Below are 23,613 nucleotides of genomic sequence, written 5' to 3'. Positions count from 1 at the left end.
GAGGTGCTGATGGTGTGTATCGCTCCCCATGTCGGCAAGCGATGCACACCGAACCGTCGAGACGGTCTGGCGCATGGAGGCGCCGAAGCTGATCGCGGGGCTCGCGCGGCTGACCCGCGATGTCGGCCGCGCCGAGGAATTGGCGCAGGACGCGCTGGTCGCCGCGCTGAAGCAGTGGCCCGAAGAAGGCGTGCCGCGCAATCCGGCGGCCTGGCTGATGCAGGTCGCCAAGCACCGTGCGCTCGACGCCGCCCGCCACGAGATGATGGCCCGCCGCAAGCAGGAGGAGCTGGGCCACGACATCGAAAGCGACGGCGCGGCGATGCCCGATCTCGATGCGGCTCTTGACGACGAGGTCGGCGACGATCTGCTCCGGCTGATCTTCACCGCCTGCCATCCGGTGCTCTCGAAGGAGGCGCGGCTGGCGCTGACGCTGAGGCTTATCGGCGGGCTGACGACCGAGGAGATCGCGCGGGCCTTCCTGGTCCCGGAGCCGACGATGGCGCAGCGCATCGTGCGCGCCAAGAAGACACTGAGCGATGCCAAGATTCCCTATGAAGTGCCGGGCGGAGCCGAACTCGGAGAGCGGCTCGCCTCGGTGCTGGAGGTGGTCTACCTGATCTTCAACGAGGGCTATGCCGCGACCGCCGGTCAGGACTGGGTCCGGCCAGCGCTGTGCGAGGAGGCGCTCCGGCTCGGGCGCATCCTGGCGGCGCGCGCACCCCAGGAGCCGGAGGTGCATGGCCTGGTCGCGCTGATGGAACTGCAGGCGTCGCGATTGCGTGCGCGCGTCGGCCCGGCCGGCGAGCCGATCCTGCTGCTCGACCAGAACCGCGCGCGCTGGGACCGGCTCCTGATCGGTCGCGGACTCGCTGCGCTGGAACGGGCGCAGCGGCTCGCCGGAAATGTACCGGGGCCCTACCTGCTGCAGGCAGCACTGGCTGCCTGCCATGCCCGTGCTCGCACGCCCGAGGAGACCGACTGGAGCCGGATCGCGGCCCTCTACGGGGTGCTCGGGCGCGTCGCGCCGTCACCGATCGTCGAATTGAACCGGGCGGTGGCGGTCAGCATGGCGGAGGGGCCGGCTGCGGGGCTGGAGATTGTCGAGACGCTGGACGCCGAGCCGGCGCTGAAGCTCTACCATCTCCTGCCGAGTGTGCGCGGCGACCTGTTGTCAAAGCTCGGACGACATCGGGAAGCGGCCGAGGCGTTCGATCAGGCCGTCGCACTGACCGGCAACGTCAAGGAGCGGGTGCTGCTGGAAGAGCGCGCCGCGACGGCGCGGAGTGCCGCCGATTAGAGTGCGTTGATTTTACACGGAACCACGCCGTCATTCCGGGGCGGGCCGCAGGCCCGAGCCCGGAACCCATGAACACCACGGCCCAAAAATGGGCCGATCCGACGGGTGTTCTCGTCTAACTCCGTGTTCATGGGTTCCGGGCTCTTCGCTGACGCGAAGCCCCGGAATGACGGCGTGGTTCCGTCAAAACCCGGCAAGTTCTAGTGGCGCGTGCCGCTGGTGAAGGCGCCGCAGCGCACCTTTTCCGGCAGGGCCTCGGTGAAGACGGCGGTCGCCTCCTCGCCATAGGTCTCGACCAGCGTGCGCAGCGCGGCGAAAAGCGCGGCGTGGGCCATGGCGTCCGAATCGAGCCCGTCCTGCTGCCCTTCGGCGAAGGCGTCCTCGACATAGCCATAGGCGACGCGGCGGGCATCGCCGTGATCGTCGGCGAGATTCGGGTCGAGCATCGTGTCTTCGGGCTGGATTGGCATCGAAATTGGACTCTTCAGCCTTTATCTGATGCGAAACGCGCCGGTTGTGCCCCGGATCGCGACGGTTGGGCGATGCTCAAGTCATAGGCCGTGCCAGAGCGGCACGCTACCGCGGCGTTTAAGAAAGGTTAATGCGACCGGGAGAATTCCACCGAAGATCGCATTCGGGCCACAGCTGTTGCCTATCCGCCATAGCGGCCGGCGAGCGCACGCGACAGCGCCTCGCCTTCGCTCGCCAGGCGCGCGGAGGCTTCCTGGCTCGCCTCGGTACAGGAACGATGTGTCAGCGAATAGGCCCGGAAGCCACGGTTGAAGGCGGTGGTCAGGCGCTCGCGCCGCTGCGGCGTCCGGCCTTCGGCTTCGACGAGCGCGGTCATCCGGGCGCGCCAGTCCTGCGCCTCCTTGCCGCCGCAGAGCGTGCGCAGATAGGCGAGCGACCCCATGATCTCGGCCAGCTGAAGCAGCTGCGGCTCGTAGGGCGGGCCGGTCGGTTCGGGGGCGGGCTGCTCGGCGGGCTTGGAAGCCGGGGGCTTGGCCGCCGGTTGCGTGCGTTGCTGGGCATCCGTGGCCACGGGCGCCAGCATCAGCAGGGCGGCCAGAACGGCGAGGGCGGGCGCCGCGCGCCTCATGCCAAACCACTGGCCGCAAAGATGTCGTGCGCGCGGCGCAGCACATCGCCGAGCTCGCGGGTCGTGGCGAGGCCGCCGAGCTTGAGCGGATCGGCCCACATCACGGCGCCGGCTTCGGGTCCCGGCCGCGGCTCGCCGGAGAGCCATGCGCCGACGAAGGAGGCGACCACGAAATGATGCGTCACCTCGCCCTTCGCATCGCGGCCGAAGATCTCGACATGGCGGTTGAAGCCGAGGATGCGGGCGGTGACGCCAACCTCCTCCTCCAGCTCGCGCAGCGCGGCCTCCTCGAGCGTCTCGCCGGCCTCGACCTTGCCGCCGGGCAGGGACCAGAGCTGGTCGGCTGGCGGTTTGGTGCGGGTCGCCAGCAGCACCTTGCCGTCGCGGAAGACCGCGACAGAGGCTGCCAGAACCGGTCTTGCCGCCGCGCGGCCGGCGGCCGGGAAGCGGATGACCTGCCCGCCTTCGGCGGTCATGCTGCTGCGCCCTGCGTCAAACGTGCTGCCCGCCGTTGATGTGCAGTTCCGAGCCGGTGACGTAGCTCGAAGAGTCCGTGCAGAGGAAATAGATCGCCTTGGCGACCTCGTCGGTCTTGCCGAGCCGCTTCATCGGCAGGGTCGCGACGATCTTCTCGGTGCCCGGCGAGAGGATGGCGGTGTCGATCTCGCCCGGCGAGATCGAGTTCACGCGGATGCCGAGGGGTCCGAAATCGGCGGCCATCTCGCGGGTCAGGCTGGCGAGAGCGGCCTTGGAGGTAGCGTAGGCCGCGCCGGCGAAGGGGTGGACGCGCGAGCCGGCGATCGAGGTGACGTTGACGATGGCGCCCTTCGCCGTGGTCAGCTCGTCGAGCAGGCCGCGGGCGAGCATGATCGGCGCGAAGAAATTGACCTGGAAGACCTTGTGCCAGTCGTTGAAGGAGGTCGTTGCGGCGCCCAGGCGCTCGCCTTTCGGCCCCTTCGGCGAGATGCCGGCATTGTTGACGAGCGCGTTGAGCTTGCCGCCCTCGGCGGCCAAGCGCTTCTTGATCTCGGCGATGCCGCGCATCGTGTCCTCGGGGTCGCCGAGATCGATCTGGATGTGGTCGTCGGCGCCGGAGGGCCAGGGGCATTTCTCGGAAAAGGCCTGACGCGAGCAGGACAGGATGCGCCAGCCCGCCATGGCGAACTGCATCACCGTGGCATGGCCGATGCCGCGGCTCGCCCCGGTCAGCAGCATGACCGGGCGTTTGCCAGCCTCGGTCTTCGGAAAATCGAACGTCGGCATCGCCATAGAACTGGAGTCCTTAAGGGTAGAAGCGCGTCTTGGTCCACGGCTCGCCGGCCGTGCCGCGGCGGAAGACGACGCGATCGTGCAAGCGGAAGGCGCCGTCACGCCAGAACTCGATATAGACCGGGGTGATGCGAAAGCCACGCCAATAGGGCGGGCGCGGAATCTCGCCGAGGCCGAACTTCACCGTGTAGCTCGCCACCGCCTTCTCCAGCGCGAAACGGCTCTCCAGCGGGCGCGATTGCTGCGAAGCCCAGGCGCCGATGCGGCTGTCGCGCGGGCGCGACTGGAAATAGGCGTCGGATTCGGCGTCGGTGACGAGGGCGACCGTGCCACGGATGCGCACCTGCCGGCGCAGGCTCTTCCAGTGGAACAGCGCGGCGGCCTTGGGCTGGCCGAGCAGTTCCTGGCCCTTCTGGCTCTCGGTGTTGGTGTAGAAGACGAATCCGTCGGGTCCATGGCCCTTCAGCAGAACCATGCGGCTGTTGGGCAGGCCTTCGGCATCGACGGTGGAGAGCGCCATGCCGGTCGGGTCGTTCGGCTCGGATTTCGCCGCCTCGTCCAACCACTTCTGGAACAACGCGAAAGGCTCGTTTTCCTCGGTGAAGTCACCGCTCGTTAACGGTTGCACGTTCTAATCCTCGGTCAGTGGAGTGTGGGCGTTTGGGCGAGCGCGAAGTGATCCGGTTTCGGACGGCTGGTTTATATAGGGCAGGGGCCGAGGCGTTCCAAAGCCTTCCTGATTGCGCAGCCCCCATGCGCCCGCTGGTTGCCGCCATGGCGCTGGCGCTGCTCTCTGCCGGCTGCTCGGTGTCGTTCCCGATCCTCGGCCTGTCGAGCAAGAGCGAGGACGAGGTGGCGACGACGTCCGCCATCCTGCCCGCGCGAGGCGGCAACAGGCCTGCCGCATTGGCCAGCCTTTCGTCAGAGCTCGGGCCGGAAGACATGCGCCGCGCCGATGGCGCGATGGGCGTTGCGCTCGATCCGCAGGGCAATGGCGCCGCCGTCTCCTGGGACAATCCCCAGAACGGCATCAAGGGCTCCTTCGTGCCGGTCGGCGGGCCGTTCCTGCGCTCGGATGAGATCTGCCGCGCCTTCATCGCCAGCGTCCAGACGCAGACCCGGCCGGTCAAGCTGCAGGGAACGGCCTGCCGCCCCTCCGGCGGCGAATGGGCGGTGAAGGATGTCGGCCCCTGGAAGGACCTGGGCTGACCGCCCAGCTATCGCTTGCCTCGCCTTGACGGCGGGTGCAGAAGGGCGCTTGAAGGGTGTTGCGCTCGCGCCACACCATACCCAGATAGAGCGAAGCGGGTAGCTGGCGCGGTTGGCGCCGGCTGTCCGACTTTGCGTGGAAACGAGGTTTTGGATGCGCGATCCCTATCAGGTTCTGGGCGTCGCCCGCGGCGCGAGCGATGCGGAAATCAAGAAAGCCTTCCGCCGCCGCGCCAAGGAGCTGCACCCGGACCGCAATCGGGAGGATCCGAAGGCGCAGGACCGCTTCTCCGAGCTCAACACCGCCTATGAGATCGTCGGCGACGAGACTAAGCGCAAGCAGTTCGACCGCGGCGAGATCGACGCCGAGGGCAAGCCGAAATTCCAGGGTTTCGAGGGCATGGGCGCCGGCAGGGGCGGGCGCAGCGGCGGCTTCGAGTTCAATTTCGGCCAGGGCGGCGCGCCCTTCGGCCGGGGCAGTGCCGGCGGCAGCGGCGGCGATGCCGGCTTCGACGCGTCTGACATCTTCTCCTCGCTGTTTGGCGAGGCGAGCCGGCGCGCCCGCGGCAAGCCCGAGCCGCAGAAGCCACCGGAGCAGAGCTTCACGCTCGAGGTCACGCTGGTCCAGGCCGCGACTGGCGGGACGCGCCGAGTCAAGCTGCCCGGCGGGCGCGAGGTCGAGATCACGATTCCCGAAGGCGTCAGCGACGGCAAGGTGATGCGCCTGCGTGGGCTCGGCCAGACCGACCCGTTCTCCGGCGAGGCCGGCGACGTGATGATGACGATCAAGGTCAAGCCGGACCCGCGCTTCACGATCGACGGCAAGGACCTGCGCACTCGCGTCGCGGTGCCGCTCGCCAAGGCGGTTCTCGGCGGGCCGCTGCATGTGCCGACGCTGACGGGGGCGGTGGAGATGACCATCCCGCCGATGACGGGCAGCGCCAAGCAGTTCCGCCTGCGCGGCAAGGGGCTCAAGGGCGAGAAGGGCGCGGTCGGCGATCTGTTCGTCGCGATCGACATCGAGATGCCGGCCGAAGATGCGGAGCTGACGGCCCTGATGAAGGCGCGCGGCGACTAAGCCGGCGCGTTTTGGGTTTTGGCGCGAAACGGCGGACAAGTGCCGCCAATCGGGCCCGGATGCGCGAATCATCCGTGGAGGCCGGCATCAAAAGCGGTTCCCACTTCCCCGCGACTGTTCTAAGAGACCGTCCTTCATCGTTCAGTTCGCGGGTTTCCCATGCCTGATTCCAACGCCGTTTCGCCGACCGCCAATCTCCTCAAGGGCAAGCGCGGGCTCGTGATGGGCGTCGCGAACAATCGCTCCATCGCCTGGGGCATCGCCAAGGCGGCTGCCGATGCCGGCGCGGAACTCGCCTTCACCTATCAGGGCGATGCGCTGAAGAAGCGGGTCGAGCCGCTGGCGACGCAGCTCGGCGGCCATGTCGTCGGCCATTGCGACGTCACCGACGGAGCGACGATCGATGCGGTCTTCGCCGAGGTCGAGAAGCTCTGGGGCAAGCTCGATTTCGTCGTTCATTGCATCGCCTTTTCCGACAAGGACGAGCTGACCGGCCGCTATGTGGACACCAGCGAGGCGAACTTCTCCAAGTCCCTGTTGATCTCCTGCTATTCCTTCACAGCCATCACCCAGCGCGCCGAGAAGCTGATGACCGATGGCGGCTCGCTGCTGACGCTGACCTATTATGGCGCCGAGAAGTGGATGCCGCACTACAACGTCATGGGCATCGCCAAGGCCGCGCTCGAATCGAGCGTGCAGTACCTTGCAGCCGATCTCGGCCCCTCGAAGATCCGCGTCAACGCCATCTCGGCCGGGCCGATCAAGACGCTCGCCGCCTCCGGCATCGGCGATTTCCGCTATATCCTGCGCTGGAACGAGTACAACTCGCCGCTGCGCCGCACGGTCACGATCGAGGAGGTCGGGGAGACCGCGGTCTTCCTCGTTTCCGACATGTCGCGCGGCATCACCGGCGAAATCCTGCATGTCGACGCCGGCTACCATGTCGTCGGCATGAAGGTGCCGACCGCGCCGGACATCAGCCTCGAAAAGGGCGAGTGACGCCAGTTTTTGTTATAACATTGTTGTAACGGCGTTCGGTTGTGCGTATGTTGTTTTCCTCGTTGGAGGAGGCCATGCGCAGCGCCGTCAAGAAGTTCGGAAATTCCGCCGGCGTCGTCATCCCAAAACCCCTTCTGGCTGAAATCGGGGCGAAGGCAGGCGATGGTGTCGAGCTCACGGTGGAGCAGGGCCGCATCGTCATCCAGCGCGTGCAGGAGCAGGCCCGTGCAGGTTGGGCGCAAGATGCCCAAAGCCTCGCGGCGGTGGGCGACGACGCGTTGGCCTGGCCCGAATTCGGCAATGCGGACGATACCGAGTTGGCATGGTGAAGCGCGGCGAGATCTGGCTCGCGGCGCTGGACCCGACGATCGGCAGCGAGATCCAGAAGACGCGACCGTGCCTCATCATCTCGCCTGCCGAGATTCATGACCATCTTCGTACGGTCATCGTTGCGCCGATGACCTCGAAAAGCCGGGCGGCGGGCTTTCGCGTACCGATCTCGTTCCAGGGCATCGACGGGCTAGTCCTGCTCGAACAGAGCAGGGCGCTCGACAAGAAAAGACTGATCCGACGCCTGGGCGCGGCTCCACCATCCACTCTCAGCCGGGCCTTGGCTGTTCTGCGCGAACTCTACGAAGAGTAGCCGAGGTCGCTGGGCGAGTCAGGGCAGGGGTGTTGCAAGCAGCGCTCTCAACCGGTCCGTCGCGGCATCGTCGCGGCGGATCGTTTCGTCGGCGAGAGCCCCAAGCAGGCCGGCGACCGTCTCGCTTCCGATCACTCGTCGCGGCAGAACCTCCGCCAGCGGCGCCAGCACGAAGGCGCGCTCGGCGATGCGCGGATGGGGGATCTGCAGGCCGGGCTGGTCGATGAGTTCGTCGCCATAAGTCAGGATGTCGATGTCGAGGGTGCGCGGCCCCCAGCGCTCGCGGCGTTCGCGTCCGCCGGCCCGCTCCAGCTCCAGGCAGAGTGCGAGCAGCTCAGCGGGCGCGAGCGAGGTTTCGACGAGCGCTGCCATGTTGAGGAATTCGGGCTGGTCCGTCTTGCCCCAGGGCGCCGTGCGGTACACGGATGAGAGCCGCCCGAGCGTGACGGCGGAATGGCCGCGCAGGCTCCGCAGGGCGGAGGCGAAGGCTGCGACGGGATCTCCGAGATTGCCGCCGAAGGCGAGGGCGGCCTCAGTCCTCACGCCGGAAATCCAGCTTGATTCCGACCGAGCCGAGCGTCGCCGGGATCGGCGGGCCGGGCTTGCGCAGCGTGACCTCGACCCGGCCGACCGGCGGGAAGCGCTCGAGGATGGCGAAGGCCACGGCGCGCGCCGCCGCCTCGAGCAGATTGTAGCGGCGCGCCGTGAACGCCTCGATCGCGACGGCGACGACGTTGCCGTAGTCGACGGTGTCGGCGAGCTTGTCGCTGATCGCGGAGGCGCGGATGTCGACGGCCAGCAGGATGTCGAGCACGAAGCGCTGGCCCAGGCGCTCCTCCTCCGAGAAGAAGCCGTGATAGGCGTAGATATCGAGCTTTTCGATCAGGATGGAGCCGGTTTCGCTCACGGGACTACCTTCATGCTGTCCTCGATCGCGGCCCAGGTCTTGAGCGCATCGATATGGGGCGCGACGTCATGGGCGCGGATGATGGCGGCGCCGCGGCTCACGCCATAGAGATGGGCGGCGATGCTGGCGGCGAGCCGTTCGGCCGGAATCTCCCGGCCCGTGATGCGGCCGAGCGTCGATTTGCGCGAGGCGCCTAGCAGGATCGGGCAGCCGAGTTCGTTCAGCCGGTCGAGATGGCGGATCAGGTCGAGGTTCTGGCTGATGGTCTTGCCGAAGCCGATGCCGGGGTCGACGACGATCTGGCCGCGGGGCACGCCGGCCTGCGTCGCGATGGCGATCGAGCGATCGAGGAAGCGCCTGACGTCGTCGAAGATGTCGAGCGAGGCGTCGATCGTCTCCCGGTTGTGCATCAGGATGATCGGCGCGCCGGCGCGGGCGGCGACCTCGGCGATGCGCGGATCGCGCTGGGCGCCCCAGACATCGTTGACGATCGCGGCGCCGGCGGCGAGCGCGGCCTCGGCCACCTCGGCCTTGTAGCTGTCGATCGAGATCGGCGTGTCGGTCCGTGCCTTCAGCCCGGCGATCACCGGCAGCACGCGGGCCAGTTCCGTCGCGGCATCGACGGTGGCATGGCCGGGGCGGGTCGACTCGCCGCCGACATCGACGATCGCGGCGCCCTCGGCGGCCAGGCGCTCGCCATGGGCCACGGCAGCCTCGGTGCTCGCGAGCAGGCCGCCATCCGAGAAGGAATCGGGCGTGACGTTGACGATGCCCATGACGAGCGGCAGCGCATCGAGCGCCAGGCTGCGGCCATCGGGCAAGGTGAGGGCGAGGGGCATGCGGGTCCGCCAGTGACAGGGCAAGGGCGCTATACACACGCCGTGTGGATTGGGCCACAGAAAGCGGCCAATTGTCGCCATGGGCAGGAAGCATCGCTCCGGGCTTTGACGGTGCGGGTGCCAGCGTGCAGAAGCGCCACATGGTCCCGCTATCGCTTCCGCACCGGCTCATCCTCGTCCGCCATGGCGAGACCGACTGGAATCGGGAGGGCCGGCTGCAGGGCGGACAGGACATCCCGCTCAACGAACTCGGTCGCAGACAGGCTGCCGAGGCAGCCGGGCGCCTCAAGGCGCTGGAGCCGGCCTATGCCGGGCTCGACTATATCGGCTCGCCCATGCTGCGGGCGCGGGAGACGATGGACATCCTGCGGCACGAGCTCGCGCTGCCGGCAGGCGCCTACACGATCGACGACCGGCTGCGGGAACTGACCTTCGGCGAGTGGGAAGGCTTCACCTGGCGCGACATCCGCAAGGCCGAGCGCGAGCAGGCGCATCTGCGCGAGCGCGACAAATGGGGCTTCGTGCCGCCCGGCGGCGAAAGCTACCGCATGCTGGCCGAGCGGGTGCGGCCGGTGCTCGAAGGCTTGCAGCGCGAGACGGTGATCGTCAGCCATGGCGGGGTGGCGCGCGCTGTCCTGGCGCTGGTCGGCGCGGTGGCGCCGCGGGAGGCGTCCATGGTCGAGATCTGGCAGGGCAAGCTGCTCGTCGTGACCGGTAACAAGGCCGATTGGCTCTGATCCGCCCTGATCGGCCTCCGCAACCGCATGGCATTCATCACCGGTTCACGCGTGATTCCGCAGGAGTAATGTGCTAGCAAAACGTCGTGAAGCGGCGGCCCGCCCGGCCGGGGGGCTCACGCGGATGTCGCGGCGCGTTGCGACGATTCCGGTTTTCTTCATAGGGTGCGTGGTAGGGCACCGTGCTGCCGCAGGCTTGGTTTGCCGCGGCGACAGCGACGGGCCTTTCAGCGCAACGGGGCGCGATGAACGATATGACGAAGCTGTCGGCGGCGTCGGACGCGACCGGCGCTAATCCCCTTGCCATGATGGCGGGCGAGAAGCGCCCTGACCTGATCCGTGACGAGGTGCTGGCCGAAATCTTCGCGGCGACCGTCGCCGTTCGCCCTGATCATCCCGTCCTCGTCGATCGCGAGCGGCGCCTGGGCTATGCCGAAGTCTGGGCGGAAGCCGGGCGGCAGGCGCGCGGGCTGCAACTTGCTGGCGTCGGGCCCGGCGACATGGTCGGGCTGTGGATGCCGCGCGGCATCGACCTGCTCGTCGCGCAGATCGCGATCACGCGCGCAGGCGCGGCCTGGGTGCCCTTCGATGCGGAAGCGCCTGTCGAGCGCATCGCGACATGCCTGAACGATGCGGCGGCCAAGGGCATCGTCACCTGCGCCGGCTGGGCCGGTCGGGCGGAGGCGATCGAGCTGACCGTCTGGTCGCCCGAGGGGCTGGCCGCACATTCCGACGGGATTGAGCCTGCGGCACGGCCCGCCGGGCTGACCAAGGACCATCCGGCCTATCTGATCTACACCTCCGGCTCGACAGGCACGCCGAAGGCGATCGTCATCAGCCATCGCAACATCTGCCATTTCCTGCGCTCAGGTAACGCGCTCTACGGCATCGGGCCGGACGACGTCGTCTTCCAGGGCGCATCGGTCGCCTTCGACCTTTCGATGGAGGAGATCTGGACGCCCTATCTCGTCGGCGCGACGCTGTTCGTCGCCTCGCCGGAGATGATGGGCGATGCGGAGAAGCTGCCCGCCATCCTCGAGGAGGCCGGCGTCACCGTGATCGACACCGTGCCGACGCTGCTCGGCATCCTGCCTGCCGACGTGCCCTCGCTGAAGCTGATCCTGCTCGGCGGCGAGGCGCTGCCGCCGGCGATCGTGCAGAAATGGTCGAAGCCGGGCCGGCGCATCCTCAACACCTACGGGCCCACCGAGGCGACCGTCGTTGCGACCGCCGCGGAGGTCGTGCCCGGCGAGACCGTCACCATCGGCAAGCCGATCCCGAACTACACCGCCTATGTCGTCAGCGAGGAGCTGCGCCTCGTCCACCCGGGCGAGCAGGGCGAGTTGCTGATCGGCGGGCCGGGCGTCGCCAAGGGCTATCACGGCCGGCCGGAGCTGACGGCCGAAAAGTTCATCGCCAACCCCTTCGCCGGCCTGGCGGGAGAGGGCGACCCGGTGCTCTACCGCTCCGGCGATGCGGTCAGCCTCGATGACAACGGCAACATCGTCTTCCACGGCCGCATCGACGACCAGATCAAGATCCGCGGCTTCCGTGTCGAACTCGGCGAGATCGAATCCAAGCTCGCCGACGAGCCCGGCGTGGCGCAGGCCGCCGTCGTGCTGCGCACCGACGATGGCATCGAGCGGCTCGTCGCCTTTGTCGTGGCCGAGCCGGGCGTAGCCGTCGACGGGGGCGCGCTCCGCGCGGCACTGCGCGAAAAGCTGCCGCCCTATATGGTGCCGGCACATTTCGAGGCGGTCGGATCGCTGCCGCGCATGGTCTCCGGCAAGGTCGACCGCAAGATGCTCAAGGCGGCGCCGCTGACGGCGCCCAGCGCCGCTGGCGAGCAGGAGCCGCCGCGCAACGCCACCGAAGCCGCACTGCTCGACGCCGCCCGGCGCGTGCTCGGCGCTGCCTGCCTGCCGCTGGAGGCGGACTTCTTCGTCGATCTCGGCGGCCATTCGCTGCTGGCGGCGCGCTTCATCTCGATCGTGCGGGAAACGCCGGCCTATGCCGGCATCACGCTGCAGGACGTCTACGGCGCACGCACGTTGCGCGCGATGGCCGAACTGCTCGACGAGCGCGGTATCGCCGCGACCGAGGACCTGTCCTTCACGCCGCCGCCATTCCTGCGCCGCTTCTTCTGCGGGCTGGCCCAGGCTGTGGTGCTGCCGGTCGTCATCGGTCTCGCGACGGCGCAATGGCTCGGCGTCTTCGTCACCTACATGATCCTCTCCGGCGAGGATCTGCCGCTGCTCGGCCAGATCGGCGCGCTGCTCGGCGTCTACATCGCGATCATCCTGGTCACCGGCCTCATCGCCATCGCGCTGAAATGGGTCGTGCTCGGCCGGACCAAGCCCGGAATCTATCCGCTCTGGGGCGTCTACTACTTCCGCTGGTGGTTCGCGGCGCGCGTCGCCGGGCTCGTCCACATCAAATGGCTGCAGGGCACGCCGGTTATGCGCTTCTATTGGCGGCTGCTCGGCGCCAAGGTCGGGCGCGACGTCATCATCTCCGACTACGAGGCCGGCGCGATCGACCTGATCGAGATCGGCGAAGGCACGAGCTTCGGCTCCAAGACCACCTTCGCCAATGGCGAGGCGATCGGCGACAAGCTCGTCATCGGCCGCATCAAGATCGGTAAGGACGTCTCGGCCGGCGCGTCCGTGGTGCTCGGCCACGGCTCGGCGATCGGCGACCATGCCGAGATCGGCGACCTGACCGCGATCCCGCCCGGCGCCCGGGTCGGGGTAGGCGAGATCTGGGACGGCACGCCGGCGCGCAAGATCGGCACGGTCGATCTCGCCGCCCTGCCGCCGCAGGCGGAAGCTTCGCCCGCACGGCGCACGCTGATGACGGCCTTCCACATCCTGATGCTGATCGTGCTGCCGCCGGTCAGCCTGCTGCCGATCTTCCCGGCCTTCTGGCTGTTCGACAAGATCGACTACTGGATCGCCGGCTGGACCGAGATCAGCTATCTCTGGTTCCTGCCGATCCTGACCTGGCCGACGGCGATCGGGCTCATCGCCTTCACCGTGCTGCTGATGGCCGGGCTGCGCTGGGCGATCCTGCCGCGCGTCACCTCCGGCTCCTATTCGATCCATTCCGGCTTCTACGCGCGCAAATGGACGGTAGCGCTGGCGACGGAAGTAACGCTGGAGACGCTCTCCTCGCTCTTCGCGACCATCTACATGCGGGCCTGGTACCGGCTGATGGGCGCCAGCATCGGCAAGGGGGCGGAGATCTCGACCAATCTCTCCGGCCGCTACGACCTCACCGGCATCGGCGCCGGCAACTTCATCGCCGACGAGGTGGTCTTCGGCGACGAAGATATGCGCCGCGGCTATATGCGCCTCGATTCGACGCGCACCGGCGAGCAGGTCTTCATCGGCAACGATGCGGTGGTGCCGCCGGGCGCCGTCATTCCCGACCGCGTGCTGATCGGCATCAAGTCGAAACCCCCCGCCAATGACCGCATGCAGCCCGGCGACACCTGGTTCGGCTCGCCGCCGATCAAGCTGCCGACGCGGCAGAAGGTCGATCTCGGCGCGGACTGGACCTACAAGCCCTCCTTCGGCAAGCAGTTCGGGCGCGGCGTCTTCGAGGCGCTGCACACCTCCTTCCCGTCGATGCTGTTCATCACCTTCGGCACCATCGCCGTCGACATGGTGCTGCAGCAGAAAATCAACGAGGGCGACTGGCTCGGCCTCGTGCTGTCCTTCATGGGGGTCGCGGTCGCGATCGCCGTGGTGCAGGCGCTGATCTGCGCGGCCGTGAAATGGCTGATGATGGGCGCCTACAAGCCGGTGATGAAGCCGATGTGGTCGTGGTGGGCGATGCGCACCGAGGCCGTCGCCGTCATGTACTGGGGCCTCGGCGGCAAGGTGCTGTTCGATTATCTGCGCGGCACGCCGTTCCTGCCCTGGTTCCTGACGCTGTTCGGCGCGAAATACGGCAAGGGCGTCTGGCTCGACTCGACGGATATCACCGAATTCGACTGCATCAGGGTCGGCGATTTCTGCACGGTGAACGCCCATTCGGCGCTGCAGACGCATCTCTACGAGGACCGGGTGATGAAGGTCGGCAGGGTGAAGCTGGGCAAGGGCGTCTGCGTCGGCGCAGGCGCGACCGTGCTCTACGACACCCATGTCGGCGACTACGCCCAGATCGGCTTGCTCACGGTCATCATGAAGGGCGAGAACCTGCCGGCGCATACGCGCTGGGAGGGGGCGCCCGCGGTGCCGGCGAAGGCGCCGGCCGGGCATTGAGCACGCGGTTTGACCACCGGTCACCATGGGGACTAAGAGCCTGCGCAGGATTTCGCGCAGGCACCCATGTCGCATAACAGCTTCGGCCACCTCTTCCGCGTCACCACCTTCGGCGAGAGCCATGGCCCGGCCATCGGCTGCGTGGTCGATGGCTGCCCGCCGCTGATCCCGCTGACCGAGCCCGACATCCAGGGCGATCTCGACCGGCGCCGGCCGGGCCAGTCGCGCTTCACCACGCAGCGCCAGGAGCCGGACCAGGTTCGCATCGTCTCCGGCGTCTTCGCCCGCGAGAGCGACGGCGTTCAGGTGACGACGGGCACCTCGATCGGGCTCCTGATCGACAATGTCGACCAGCGCTCGAAGGACTATTCCGAGATCAAGGACAAATACCGGCCGGGCCATGCCGATTTCACCTATGATGTGAAATACGGCATCCGCGACTATCGCGGCGGCGGGCGCTCCTCAGCGCGCGAGACGGCGATGCGGGTCGCGGCGGGCGCCATCGCCCGCAAGGTCGTGCCCGGCATGGTCGTGCGCGGCGCGCTGGTCCAGATGGGGCCGCACAGGATCGATCGCGGCAACTGGGATTGGGACGAGGTCGGCCGCAATCCCTTCTTCTGCCCGGATGCCAAGGCTGCCGCCTTCTTCGAGGGCTATCTCGACGGTATCAGGAAGTCGGGCTCGTCGATCGGCGCGGTGCTGGAGATCGTCGCCGAGGGCGTGCCGGCCGGGCTTGGCGCCCCGATCTACGGCAAGCTCGATGCCGAGATCGCGGCGGCGCTGATGAGCATCAATGCGGTGAAGGGCGTCGAGATCGGCGAGGGCTTCGGTGCGGCGGAACTCTCCGGCGAGGAGAATGCCGACGAGATGCGCGCCGGCAATGACGGGCGCCCGCTCTTCCTCTCCAACCATGCCGGCGGCATCCTCGGCGGCATCTCGACGGGGCAGCCGATCGTGGCGCGCTTCGCGGTGAAGCCGACCTCCTCTATTCTGGCGACGCGCGCCACCGTGACCCGCACGGGCGGCGAGGCCGAGATGTTCACCAAGGGGCGGCACGACCCCTGCGTCGGCATCCGCGCGGTGCCGGTTGGCGAGGCGATGGTCGCCTGCGTGCTGGCGGACCAGTATCTGCGCCATCGCGGGCAGGTGGGCGTGGTGGAGACGCGCTGGCCGTTTCAGGAGTAGGCCGCGTCATTCTCGGGCCGCGAAGCGGATCCGAGAATCTCCGGCCGGAAGAGGCTCTGGTAAGGAGCCTTCTCGTCATGGGGGCAAGCCCGAGCATGACGGCTCGGGGCACCTTGCATTTCAGCAATACTGAAAATGCATCGTCTCTTCATTGCGGATGAAACGCTGCCGTATTAGCTTGGTCGCATGAAGCTCGACGCCTGGCTCCGACAGCATAAGATCGCGCGCAGCGCCTTTGCCAAGCAGGTCGGCTTGTCGCCGGCCAGCGTGACGGCGCTGTGCAACGACCAGACCGCCTGGATCTCCCGCGAAAGCGCCGAGCGCATCGCCGCCGCCACGAGCGGCTCCGTCACCCCCAATGATTTCCTCGGCCTGTCCGGGCCGCGCGAGGCTGCCATGTCCAACAATGTCGCAGAGACCATCGAAGCCTTCGCCCGCGGCGAGATCGTCATCGTCACCGATGACGACGACCGCGAGAACGAGGGCGATCTCATCGTCGCCGCCTCGCTCTGCACGCCGGAGAAGATGGCCTTCATCATCCGCAACACCTGCGGCATCGTCTGCGCGCCGCTGACCTCGGCCGAGGCGCGCCGTTTGCGGCTCGACCCGATGGTGTCGTCGAACGATGCCCCGCTCGGCACCGCCTTTACCATCACGGTCGACGTCAAGCACGGCTTGACCACCGGCATCTCGGCCGAGCAGCGCAACAACACGGTCCGCGCGCTCGCCAACGGCAATATGGGCGCGGCGGATTTCGTCCGGCCCGGCCATGTCTTCCCGCTGATCGCCAAGGATGGCGGCGTGCTGATGCGCTCCGGCCATACGGAGGCCGCCGTCGACCTGTGCAAGCTCGCCGACCTGCCGCCGGTCGGCGTGATCTGCGAACTCGCCAATGACGACGGCACCGTGATGAAGGGCGCGCAGATAGCCGCCTTCGCCGAGAAGCACGGGCTCAAGCAGATCACCGTCGCGGATCTCATCGCCTATCGCCAGTTGCGCGAGAAGCTGGTCGAGCGGGTGCATTCCTTCCCGGTCAAGACCGCGTTCGGCGAGATGACCGGCCATGTCTACATCACGCCCTTCGACGATACGCAGCACTTCGCCTTCGTCATGGGCAAGCTCGGGGATGGCGAGAAGGTGCCGGCGCGCCTGCACCGGGCCGATGTCGTCGCCGACGTGCTCGGCGGAGCCAGCTCGATCCAGTGCGTGCTCAAGCGCTTCCAGCAGGAGGGCAAGGGCGTCCTCGTCTATCTGCGCGACGGCAGCGCCGGCGTGCCGATCAAGAGCGTCGAGGATGAAGGCGCCGACGCCCTGCGCAGCCAGCAATGGCGCGAGGTCGGGCTCGGCGCGCAGATCCTGCGCGATCTCGGCGTCAGCTCGATCGTGAACCTCGCATCCTCGCCGCGCTCCTTCGTGGGCCTGAGCGGCTTCGGCATCGAGATCGCCGGGACTTCGCCGCTGGAGTAGGCGGCGCGCAGCCAACAGGCCGTCATGCTCGGGCCTGACCCGAGCATCTCGTGACGAGAAGGCTCCTGTACCGGCGCAGCTTGCGGCGAGAGATTCTCGGGTCCGCTGCGCGGCCCGAGAATGACGGCTGGGTCTGATCCCTTGGGGGCACGCCGTCAGCTGCCCATCAGCGCCGCGACATGGGCGGCGGTGGAGGTTGCCAGCGCATCGAGATCGTAGCCGCCTTCCAGCACCGAGACGATGCGGCCGCCAGCGTGCCTGTCGGCCAGCTCCATCAGCTTCTGCGTCGCCCAGGCGAAGTCGGCCTCGCGCAGGTTGAGGCTGGCGAGCGGATCGCGCCAATGCGCATCGAAACCGGCGGAGATCACGACGAGATCGGGGCGGAAGGCATCGAGGCGCGGCAGGATCGCGACCTCGAAAGCCTCGCGGAACTCGTCGGAGCCTTCGCCGGGACGCAGGGGCACATTGACGATCGTGCCATGTGTGCCGCGCTCCGAGGCGGCGCCGGTGCCGGGGTAGAGCGGCATCTCGTGCGACGATGCGTAGAGCACGCTGGCATCGTCCCAGAAGATGTCCTGCGTGCCGTTGCCGTGATGCACGTCCCAGTCGACGATGGCGACACGCTCGGCGCCGTGCGCCTTCTGCGCGTGGCGGGCAGCGACGGCGGCGTGGTTGAAGAAGCAGAAGCCCATGGCGCGGTCGCGCTCGGCATGGTGGCCGGGCGGGCGCATCGCGACGAAGGCATTGCGCGCCTTGCCGGCCATGACCTCGTCCACGGCCAGCACCGCGCCGCCGACGGCGCGCAGCGCAGCCTCGATCGTGCCGGGCGACATGAAGGTGTCGCCATCGACCTGGACGAAGCCTGAGGCCGGGCTCGAATCGATCAGCGCCTGCGCGTGGTCGGCGGGGTGGCAGAGCGCCACCTGATCGAGCGTGCCCAGCGGCGCCTCGATCCGAATCAGCGAGGCGAAGCGTTCCGCCTCCAGCGCCTGGTCGACGGCTTTCAGGCGCTCGGCGCTTTCGGGGTGGCCGGGCGGCATGACGTGGTCGAGGCCCGCCGGGTGCGTGATAAGAAGCGTGGTCAAGCGCGATTATCCGAGAGAACAGGGCTTGAGCAGCGGGAAGCGTGGCTGCTTTGCCACGCCGAGGCGCCATCCGGGAGTCACAAAGGGAACTAGATTGCACCTTGCCGGTTTGGGGCCTAGTGCTTCGCCAGACCAACGCCCTTCGGGCAAGTCTCGGGCGATACGAAGCGTTAACGTTCGATTCATCATAAAGGCTGCCTGCGGGTCGCTCTGGTGGAAGCTATGAAGAAAACCGTTTTCGTTGCCTTGGCGCTGTCGGCCCTCCTTGGCGCCTGCCAGTACAAGAGCGTAGCTGCGCCTGAGCTGTCAGCCCGGGACGCGGAATATATCGCGCTCGTCCCCAAATTCGACACCTACCTTCCCTATCTCCCGTATGAGATCGCCGATCCCACCGGTCAGCCGCCCGGCACGATCTATGTCGATACGAAGGAGAAGTTCCTCTACCTCGTGCTGCCGAACAAGAAGGCGATCCGCTACGGCGTCGCGACCGGCGAAGAGGCCTATGGCTGGACCGGCGAGGCCGTGGTGCAGCGCAAGGCCGAATGGCCGCGCTGGACGCCCCCGGCCGAGATGATCAAGCGCTGGCCGCATCTGAAGCCGGTCGCTGGCGGCCTGGCTGGCGGCCCCGACAACCCGCTCGGCGCACGGGCGCTCTATCTCTACCAGAACGGACAGGACACGCTCTATCGCATTCACGGCACCAACGAGCCGGAGACGATCGGCCGCTCGGCTTCGTCCGGCTGCATCCGGATGCGCAACATCGACGTGATCGATCTCTTCAACCGCGTGCCGGCGGGCGCGAAGGTCGTCGTCGTCTGACGTTTCAGGCCGGTTTTAGTGTTTCAGCGGGCGGCCTCGGGCCGCCCGTTTTCGTTTGCGAGTACCGCTCGTTCGGACGACGGACAAAAAAAGGCCGGTGGGAGCAAACTCCGCACCGGCCAGTCGTTTGGGTCTCGAAGGGGAGGTTTCAGTCGGCGAAACCGTGGCGAAGCACACCGGGCAAATCGGCCTTGCGTGTCTCGCCGTGCTTCCTCAACGCGCCCGACATCTGTCTGGTTCCCGCAGCGACCGCCTGAATCGCGATCGGGCGGAATTGGGAAGCGTAGGTCTCGCGTGCCTTGGCATCGTGAAAACCCCTGCGATCCTGCATCTTGGGACGGGCGTCGTGTTGAAGCATGGCTCCTGACTTTCTGATGACCTCGTGCCGGGAGCTCTCGCTCCCGACCCCTGCAACCTGACCGCCGATCAGGTCGGGGCCGGGGCGCGTCTGTGATTTGTTCATGGCGATCTGTGGCCCGCGGCAGCTTCGGCCACATTGATGAACAAAAGAAAAAGGGCCGGGCGATCGCCGCCCGGCCCTTCGTATCCCTCGTGCGTCCGGCCCTCAGGCGGCGAACAGGCCTTCCGCCTTGGCCCAGTTCAGCGTCTTGTCGAGCGCGCGCTCGCAGCGGTCGAACATCTCGTTGATCTCGGCCTCGCTGATGACCAGCGGCGGGCAGAAGGCGAGACGGTCACCCATGGCGCGGGTGATGAGGCCCTCTTCCAGCGCGTAGGTCACGGCCTTGGCGCCGACGCCCTTCTTGGTCTCGAAGGAGGCCTTGGTCTGCTTGTCCTTGACCAGCTCGGCGCCGCCGATCAGGCCGACACCGCGGGCTTCGCCGACGAGCGGATGCTCGGCGAGCTTGTCGAGGCGCCGGATGAAGGCCGGCGAAACCTTGTTGACGTGATCGACGATCTTCTCGCGCTGATAGATCTCCAGCGTCTTCACCGCGATGGCGCAGCCGACGGGGTGGCCGGCATAGGTGTTGCCATGGCCGAAGGTGCCGATCTTGCGGCTCTGGTCGACCAGGACCTCATAGACCTTCTCGTTCATCATGACGGCGCTGAGCGGGAAATAGGCGGAGGTGATCTGCTTGGCGAGCGAGATCGTGTCGGCGTTCATGCCGTAGGTCTCGGTGCCGAACATCTTGCCGGTGCGGCCGAAGCCGGTGATGACCTCGTCCGAGATGAAGAGGATGTCGTACTTGGCGAGGACGGCGTTGACCTTCTCGAAATAACCGGCCGGCGGGGTGATCGCGCCACCGGCGCCCATCACTGGCTCGGCGATGAAGGCGGCGACCGTGTCCGGCCCCTCGTGCAGGATCATTTCCTCGAGTTCGGCTGCAAGGCGCGTCGAATAGTCCTGCTCGCTCTCGCCGGGCTCGGCGAAGCGGTAATGGTGCGGACAGGAGGTGTGGAGGATGCCGGGCAGCGGCAGGTCGAAGTCGATATGGTTGTTGGGCAGGCCGGTCAGCGACGCCGAGGCGACGGTGACGCCGTGATAGCCTTTCAGCCGGGAGATGATCTTCTTCTTCTGCGGCCGGCCGAGCGCATTGTTCATGTACCAGACGATCTTGACCTGGGTGTCGTTGGCGTCCGAGCCGGAGGCGCCGTAGAACACCTTCGAAATCGGAACCGGCGCGATCTCCTTCAGCTTCTCGGCGAGCTCGATCGCCGGGTCATGGCTGCGCCCGCCGAAGATGTGGGTGAAGGGCAGCTTCTTCATCTGCTCGTAGGCGGTCTCGATCAGCTCTTGGTTGGAGTAGCCGAGCGCGGTGCACCAGAGCCCCGCCATGCCCTCGATATATTCCTTGCCGGCTGAATCGTAGACGAAGATGCCCTTGCCGCTTTCCAGCACCAGCGGCCCGTTCTGCCGGTGGGCGGCAAGGTTCGTATAGGGATGGACGAGCGTCTCGATATCCCTGACGGCGACATTCGACAGCATGATGGGCTCCCGGCCTGTTAAAAATTCTTGCCACCATAAGCCGAACTGACCGCAAATGTTGAGCGATTTTGGCGCAGGGGACGCCATACTCTGCTGCAAGGCGGCCGATGGCGCAAAGCCGCGCACTTGTCAGGCTTGGCACAGGTGGGCAATCTTCCAATCTGGAATCGTTCCGGACTGGCCAAGGCTGATGCTCGACCCGTCATTTTCGACAAACCGGCCGGCGCCCGGCCGCAGCTGCGGCAGCTGCGCGCTGTGCTGCAAGGTCTACGATGGCCCGGCCGTGCCGATGACGGCCGGCACCTGGTGCCGGAATTGCCAGCCCGGGCGCGGCTGCCGCATCTACGACACCCGCCCGCAGCAGTGCCGCGACTTCCATTGCCTCTGGATCAGCCAGGATTTCCTCGGCCCGGAGTGGAAGCCGGAGCGCAGCCGCTTCGTCCTGACCATGGATGGCGCGAGCCGGCTGCTCTATGCGCAGGTCGACCCCGGCGCGGCACAGGCCTGGCGCAAGGAGCCCTATCTCTCGCAGTTCAGACGCTGGGCGGCCGCCGGCAGCCGGCCGGTGATCGTCTTCGTCGGCAAGACCGCGACCGCGGTGACGGCGAGCGGCGAGACTGTTCTCGGGCAGCTCGCGGCGGATGAGCGCATCGTCCTGCGCGATCTGCCGGGCGGACGCCAGACCGTCGAGAAGGTCAGGGCGACGAACTGAGCGGCGGCACGGCGAAACCGCTCCCGGCGCGTTCCAGCATGGCGCCGACCGCGATGGCCGTCCGGTCTTCCCCGAAAGGCGCGATGATCTGCACGCCGAGCGGCAAGCCCTCGCGCGACAGCATGACCGGCGCCGACAGGGCCGGCAGGTCCGAGCCGGTCGCGAGCGCGGCCCAGTGCAGGAAATCGAGATAGGGGCGCGGCTCGCCGTTCACGAGGAGCCGGCGGGCGTGGATATCGGGCGTGTGGTCGTGCGGGATCGCCGCGACCGGCGCCGGCGGGCAGAGCACGACGTCGTAGCGCCCGAAGAAACGTGCCCATTGCCGCTTCTGGGCCAAGCGGCGATGCGCGATCTGCTGATAGAGGCCGGGCGTCATCCGCGCGCCGCGCGCCTGCAACGCCTGGTGCGACAGGTCGTTCGGGCTGAAGCGCGAGGCCTGCGCCTGGATGCGGGCGCGCACCTTGGGCGGCAGGCCATAGGCGACGACGGCATGGTTCAGCAGAGCATAGACCTCGAAGGCATCGGCGAAGCTGACGGAAGGGCGGGCGGTCTCGTCGACGATGGCGCCGGCCTCGGCGAGACGACGCGCAGCCTCGCGCACGACGGCCGACACCTGGCTGTCGACGGGGGCGAAGGGATCGTCGGCCCAGAGCGCGACGCGCAGGCCCTTCGCGTCGATGAAGCGCGGCTCCGGCAAAGGCGCAGAGGCGTGCGCTACATCGCGCGGACCGGCGATGACCGGCAGGATCAGGTCGAGATCCTCGGCGGCGCGGGTGATCGGACCGGCGACCATCAGGTCGGCATTGCGCGGTGTGCGCCGTTCCGGCGGCGGCGGGATCGCCCCCCAGGTCGAGACCAGCCCCCAGCTCGTCTTGAGGCCGAAGACGCCGCAGGCATGGGCCGGCCAACGGATCGAGCTACCGAGATCGGAGCCGAGCTCGAAGGCGCTCATGCCGGTCGCGACGGCCACGGCCGCTCCGCCCGATGAGCCGCCCGGCGAGCGCGCCTCGTCCCAGGGATTGTTGGTCACGCCATGGGCCGGGTTGTAGCTCTGGAAGTCGCCCGAGAACACGGGGACGTTGGTCTTGCCGATGATGACCGCGCCTGCCGCACGCAGCCGCGCCACGGCTGCGGCATCCTCGGCCGGCACGCGCTCGCGATAGGCCGGCAGGCCGCCGGAGGAGGGCAGGCCGGCGACGTCGAAGGCATCCTTGATCGTGATCGGCAGGCCCTCGAGCGGGCGGGCCGTGCCCGCGGCGATCCGCGCATCGCTGGCGAGGGCAATGGCGCGGGCGGCGTCGCGATCCTGCGCGACGATGGCGTTGAGGCGCGGGTTCAGCGAGTCGATGCGGGCGAAGGTCGCTTCCAGAAGCTCGGTGGCGCTGAAGCGGCGGGCGAGCAGCGCCGCGCGCAAGACCGTGGCGGAGGCGGTGAGATCGATGCCGGCAGCCATCGTGCCGTCACTCGGCATCGACGGCGCGGGCAAGATCGCGCCAGAGCAGCACGAGGCGATCGAGCTCGGCGAGATCGTCCGATCCGAGCTTGCCTAGCGTGCTGGCGACGAAATCGCGCTGGGCGGCGATGCCGGCCTCGGCCAGCCGGCGGCCTTCCGGCGTCAGGTGCATGGCGTAGGAGCGCCGGTCGCCCGCAATGGCGCGGCGCTCGACGAGCCCGGCCTGCACGAGGCGGTCGACCAGCCCGGAGACGTTGCCCTTGGTGACATAGAGCCGCTCGGCCAGCTCGCTCTGACTGATGCCTTCCTGCTCGGTCAGCGTCGAAAGCAGGTCGAATTGCGGGACCGAGAGGCCGAGCGTGCGGATGCGCGCCGTCATCTGAATGAGCATGCGCTGGTGCAATCGCATGAAGCGGAACCAGACGCGATCAGGCTCCGTCGCCGCGTGTGGCACGGTCTTCGGTGCGGTCATCGCGCGTTCCCCCTCTTGAACGATCAGACCTAAACCATCTCGCGCGCACAGGCGAGCCTTCGATGGTGCAGCTTTCCTTTCGCGGAAGCTCGTCGCTATCCTCCGGGAAAGACAAGACTCCGGGAGA

The 23,613-nt window shown here is 67.7% G+C and carries 25 protein-coding genes; 12 read left to right on the top strand and 13 right to left on the bottom strand.

Features of this window, described 5'->3' with window-relative positions:
• Positions 1–28: 28 nt before the first annotated feature.
• Positions 29–1,300, top strand: a complete 1,272-nt coding sequence (locus AC1DVA_RS11410; protein ID WP_265054733.1) for an RNA polymerase sigma factor — start codon at positions 29–31, stop codon at positions 1,298–1,300.
• A 200-nt stretch (positions 1,301–1,500) separates the two neighbouring features.
• Here AC1DVA_RS11410 and AC1DVA_RS11405 read toward each other — a convergent pair whose 3' ends face one another.
• The 5 genes from AC1DVA_RS11405 to pdxH form a co-directional block, all read right to left on the bottom strand.
• The gene (locus tag AC1DVA_RS11405) at positions 1,501–1,770 is read right to left on the bottom strand and encodes a hypothetical protein (protein ID WP_265054732.1); all 270 of its coding nucleotides are present in this window, start codon (positions 1,768–1,770) and stop codon (positions 1,501–1,503) included.
• A 182-nt stretch (positions 1,771–1,952) separates the two neighbouring features.
• Positions 1,953–2,399 carry a TIGR02301 family protein gene (locus tag AC1DVA_RS11400; protein WP_265054731.1) on the bottom strand — a complete coding sequence of 149 codons (447 nt, stop codon included), beginning with the start codon at positions 2,397–2,399 and terminating at the stop codon, positions 1,953–1,955.
• Positions 2,396–2,875, bottom strand: coding sequence for an NUDIX hydrolase (locus tag AC1DVA_RS11395; protein WP_265054730.1), 480 nt, complete (start codon positions 2,873–2,875; stop codon positions 2,396–2,398). Before AC1DVA_RS11395 ends, AC1DVA_RS11400 begins: the two co-directional genes overlap by 4 nt.
• Before the next feature lie 16 nt (positions 2,876–2,891).
• A complete protein-coding gene (locus AC1DVA_RS11390; protein WP_442865015.1) occupies positions 2,892–3,668 on the bottom strand; it encodes an SDR family NAD(P)-dependent oxidoreductase in 777 nt (258 codons plus the stop codon).
• Between the two features lie 13 nt (positions 3,669–3,681).
• A complete protein-coding gene (gene pdxH, locus AC1DVA_RS11385; protein WP_265054729.1) occupies positions 3,682–4,296 on the bottom strand; it encodes a pyridoxamine 5'-phosphate oxidase in 615 nt (204 codons plus the stop codon).
• Between the two features lie 125 nt (positions 4,297–4,421).
• Here pdxH and AC1DVA_RS11380 point away from each other — a divergent pair, with 125 nt between their 5' ends.
• The 5 genes from AC1DVA_RS11380 (at position 4,422) to AC1DVA_RS11360 (ending at position 7,597) form a co-directional block, all read left to right on the top strand.
• Entirely contained in the window at positions 4,422–4,877 is a 456-nt protein-coding gene (locus tag AC1DVA_RS11380) for an RT0821/Lpp0805 family surface protein (protein ID WP_265054728.1), read from the top strand.
• Positions 4,878–5,031: 154 nt separating this feature from the next.
• Positions 5,032–5,955 carry a DnaJ C-terminal domain-containing protein gene (locus tag AC1DVA_RS11375; protein ID WP_265054727.1) on the top strand — a complete coding sequence of 308 codons (924 nt, stop codon included), beginning with the start codon at positions 5,032–5,034 and terminating at the stop codon, positions 5,953–5,955.
• A 159-nt stretch (positions 5,956–6,114) separates the two neighbouring features.
• On the top strand, positions 6,115–6,954 hold the full coding sequence (gene fabI, locus AC1DVA_RS11370; protein WP_265054726.1) for an enoyl-ACP reductase FabI: 840 nt from the start codon (positions 6,115–6,117) through the stop codon (positions 6,952–6,954).
• A 74-nt stretch (positions 6,955–7,028) separates the two neighbouring features.
• Positions 7,029–7,283 carry an AbrB/MazE/SpoVT family DNA-binding domain-containing protein gene (locus tag AC1DVA_RS11365; protein WP_265054725.1) on the top strand — a complete coding sequence of 85 codons (255 nt, stop codon included), beginning with the start codon at positions 7,029–7,031 and terminating at the stop codon, positions 7,281–7,283.
• Positions 7,277–7,597, top strand: a complete 321-nt coding sequence (locus AC1DVA_RS11360) for a type II toxin-antitoxin system PemK/MazF family toxin (RefSeq protein ID WP_265054724.1) — start codon at positions 7,277–7,279, stop codon at positions 7,595–7,597. The genes AC1DVA_RS11365 and AC1DVA_RS11360 overlap by 7 nt, the downstream gene beginning before the upstream one ends.
• 18 nt (positions 7,598–7,615) lie before the next feature.
• On the opposite strand, the gene folK is transcribed toward AC1DVA_RS11360, so the two are convergent.
• The 3 genes from folK to folP are packed head-to-tail and all read right to left on the bottom strand — an operon-like array spanning position 7,616 to position 9,343.
• Positions 7,616–8,140, bottom strand: coding sequence for a 2-amino-4-hydroxy-6-hydroxymethyldihydropteridine diphosphokinase (gene folK / locus AC1DVA_RS11355; RefSeq protein WP_265054723.1), 525 nt, complete (start codon positions 8,138–8,140; stop codon positions 7,616–7,618).
• Positions 8,130–8,504, bottom strand: coding sequence for a dihydroneopterin aldolase (gene folB / locus AC1DVA_RS11350; RefSeq protein WP_265054722.1), 375 nt, complete (start codon positions 8,502–8,504; stop codon positions 8,130–8,132). The genes folK and folB overlap by 11 nt, the downstream gene beginning before the upstream one ends.
• Positions 8,501–9,343 (bottom strand): dihydropteroate synthase, encoded by an 843-nt coding sequence (folP, locus tag AC1DVA_RS11345; protein ID WP_265054721.1) that lies wholly within the window; start codon positions 9,341–9,343, stop codon positions 8,501–8,503. The genes folB and folP overlap by 4 nt, the downstream gene beginning before the upstream one ends.
• Positions 9,344–9,483: 140 nt before the next feature.
• On the opposite strand from folP, the gene AC1DVA_RS11340 reads away from it, so the two are divergent.
• The 4 genes from AC1DVA_RS11340 (at position 9,484) to ribB (ending at position 17,000) form a co-directional block, all read left to right on the top strand.
• Positions 9,484–10,080, top strand: a complete 597-nt coding sequence (locus AC1DVA_RS11340; protein WP_265054720.1) for a histidine phosphatase family protein — start codon at positions 9,484–9,486, stop codon at positions 10,078–10,080.
• A 245-nt stretch (positions 10,081–10,325) separates the two neighbouring features.
• Complete coding sequence (locus AC1DVA_RS11335; protein ID WP_476805991.1) at positions 10,326–14,348, top strand: Pls/PosA family non-ribosomal peptide synthetase; 4,023 nt, start codon at positions 10,326–10,328, stop codon at positions 14,346–14,348.
• A 66-nt stretch (positions 14,349–14,414) separates the two neighbouring features.
• Positions 14,415–15,533 carry a chorismate synthase gene (gene aroC / locus AC1DVA_RS11330; protein WP_265054718.1) on the top strand — a complete coding sequence of 373 codons (1,119 nt, stop codon included), beginning with the start codon at positions 14,415–14,417 and terminating at the stop codon, positions 15,531–15,533.
• A 186-nt stretch (positions 15,534–15,719) separates the two neighbouring features.
• Positions 15,720–17,000: a 3,4-dihydroxy-2-butanone-4-phosphate synthase gene (ribB, locus tag AC1DVA_RS11325; protein WP_476805990.1), complete on the top strand. Its 1,281-nt coding sequence runs from the start codon at positions 15,720–15,722 to the stop codon at positions 16,998–17,000.
• A gap of 155 nt (positions 17,001–17,155) precedes the next feature.
• On the opposite strand, the gene AC1DVA_RS11320 is transcribed toward ribB, so the two are convergent.
• The gene (locus AC1DVA_RS11320; RefSeq protein WP_265054716.1) at positions 17,156–18,085 is read right to left on the bottom strand and encodes a histone deacetylase family protein; all 930 of its coding nucleotides are present in this window, start codon (positions 18,083–18,085) and stop codon (positions 17,156–17,158) included.
• 222 nt (positions 18,086–18,307) lie between these two features.
• On the opposite strand from AC1DVA_RS11320, the gene AC1DVA_RS11315 reads away from it, so the two are divergent.
• Entirely contained in the window at positions 18,308–18,904 is a 597-nt protein-coding gene (locus tag AC1DVA_RS11315) for a L,D-transpeptidase (protein WP_265054715.1), read from the top strand.
• A 148-nt stretch (positions 18,905–19,052) separates the two neighbouring features.
• Here the strand turns inward: AC1DVA_RS11315 and AC1DVA_RS11310 are convergent, their stop codons facing one another.
• The gene (locus AC1DVA_RS11310; RefSeq protein WP_476805989.1) at positions 19,053–19,367 is read right to left on the bottom strand and encodes a hypothetical protein; all 315 of its coding nucleotides are present in this window, start codon (positions 19,365–19,367) and stop codon (positions 19,053–19,055) included.
• A gap of 102 nt (positions 19,368–19,469) precedes the next feature.
• The gene (locus tag AC1DVA_RS11305; RefSeq protein ID WP_265054713.1) at positions 19,470–20,849 is read right to left on the bottom strand and encodes an aspartate aminotransferase family protein; all 1,380 of its coding nucleotides are present in this window, start codon (positions 20,847–20,849) and stop codon (positions 19,470–19,472) included.
• 190 nt (positions 20,850–21,039) lie between these two features.
• On the opposite strand from AC1DVA_RS11305, the gene AC1DVA_RS11300 reads away from it, so the two are divergent.
• Positions 21,040–21,561 (top strand): YkgJ family cysteine cluster protein, encoded by a 522-nt coding sequence (locus AC1DVA_RS11300; protein ID WP_476805988.1) that lies wholly within the window; start codon positions 21,040–21,042, stop codon positions 21,559–21,561.
• On the opposite strand, the gene AC1DVA_RS11295 is transcribed toward AC1DVA_RS11300, so the two are convergent.
• Together AC1DVA_RS11295 and AC1DVA_RS11290 are read right to left on the bottom strand one after the other, a co-directional pair.
• Positions 21,545–23,032 carry an amidase gene (locus tag AC1DVA_RS11295; RefSeq protein WP_476805987.1) on the bottom strand — a complete coding sequence of 496 codons (1,488 nt, stop codon included), beginning with the start codon at positions 23,030–23,032 and terminating at the stop codon, positions 21,545–21,547. The genes AC1DVA_RS11300 and AC1DVA_RS11295 overlap by 17 nt on opposite strands.
• Positions 23,022–23,486, bottom strand: a complete 465-nt coding sequence (locus tag AC1DVA_RS11290; protein WP_265054710.1) for a MarR family winged helix-turn-helix transcriptional regulator — start codon at positions 23,484–23,486, stop codon at positions 23,022–23,024. Before AC1DVA_RS11290 ends, AC1DVA_RS11295 begins: the two co-directional genes overlap by 11 nt.
• Positions 23,487–23,613: the final 127 nt, after the last annotated feature.

The sequence above is a fragment of the Allobosea sp. P4_C6 genome, from assembly GCF_056402015.1.
The sequence above is the reverse complement of the archived record's forward strand: the minus strand, read 5'-3'. Positions and strand labels throughout refer to the sequence as shown.